Below are 1,512 nucleotides of genomic sequence, written 5' to 3' on the forward strand. Positions count from 1 at the left end.
ATGTTCATTCTTCGATCTATTGCGGCTTCCGCCACGCTGGCGACGGCAACAGTCTGTGCCATGCCGGTTCTGGCCGAAACCGACCAACCCAATATCCTTGTCATCATGGCCGACGACGTCGGCTGGGCCAGCCTTGGCAGCTATCATCAGGGCGTGAAAAGCATCCAAACCCCCAATCTTGATCAGTTGGCCGCCGACGGTATGCGTCTAACGGATTACTATGCTCAGCCAAGCTGCACTGCCGGACGATCGGCCTTCATCACTGGACAATTGCCGGTCCGTACCGGAATGCACACGGTTGGCCTGCCGGGAGATCCTGAAAAAGGTCTGAGCGAGGATGATCCGACCCTGGCCAATATGCTGAAGTCGCTGGGCTACACGACCGGTCAATTCGGCAAGAACCATCTGGGGGATATGAATAAATTCCTGCCGACGGTGAAAGGCTTTGATGAATATTGGGGCTGGCTCTATCATCTGAACGCGATGGAATACACATCCGACCCGGACTGGCCGAAAGATCAGAAATTCAACGACACATTTGGCCCTCGGAACATCATTCACGCGTACGCCACGGATACAGTCGATGAAACTGTGGACCCACGCTGGGGTCTGGTTGGCAAGCAACGCATCATCGACGATGGTCCGGCTCCGCCTGAGCGGCAAAAGACGCTGGACGACGAGGTGACAGCCCACACGCTGGACTTCATCAACCGCGCAGTCGACAGCGATACGCCTTTCTTTGTCTGGATGGCACCGGCGCGCGCGCATGTCTGGACCCATCTGAGCCCCGAATACGAGGCCATGCTGGGCGACGGGCGCGGCTTGCAGGATGTCGTGATGAAAGAGCTGGATGACAACGTCGGCAAAGTCATGGCACGATTGGAGGAATTGGGGGTCTCGGACAACACGATTGTTGTCTTTACGTCCGATAACGGCCCCGAAACCATGACCTGGCCCGATGGTGGAACAACACCGTTCCATGGCGAAAAGGGCACAACCTGGGAAGGCGGTTTCCGCGTCCCGGCCATCATTCGCTGGCCCGGAAAAATCCCCGCCGGAATCGTGAGTAACGGTATTTTTGCCGGTCTTGACTGGATGCCCACCCTTGTTGCCGCCGCCGGAGGGCCGAGCGATCTGCCAGACTCCTTGCTGCAAGGCTATGAAGGCTATCAGGTGCATCTCGATGGATATAACCAACTGTCTTTCCTGACCGGTGAGGGCGAGAGCAGCCGGGACGAGATCATCTACTACGAAGGACCGGACCTGCAAGCTGTACGCCATGGTGACTGGAAAGCACATTTCACGATCCAATCCGAAGGCTGGGCTGGCCCCAAGGAGGAACTGAACGCACCCCTGCTGTTCAACCTTCGTCGCGATCCTTACGAAAAAGCGGCCGAGGAATCCGGGATGTATACCCGCTGGATGGGCAACAAGATGTGGGCATTTGGGCCGGCGGCCAAAATCGTTCAAAACCACCTTTCTACGTTCAAGGACTATCCTCCACGGGGTTCG

The 1,512-nt window shown here is 57.1% G+C and carries 1 protein-coding gene; it reads left to right on the forward strand.

The window, feature by feature from the left end:
• A partial coding sequence (locus ACR0FG_RS20830; RefSeq protein WP_480895266.1) for an arylsulfatase occupies positions 1-1,512 on the forward strand: 1,512 nt, incomplete at both ends.

The sequence above is a fragment of the Ruegeria sp. E1 genome (genome assembly GCF_056534225.1).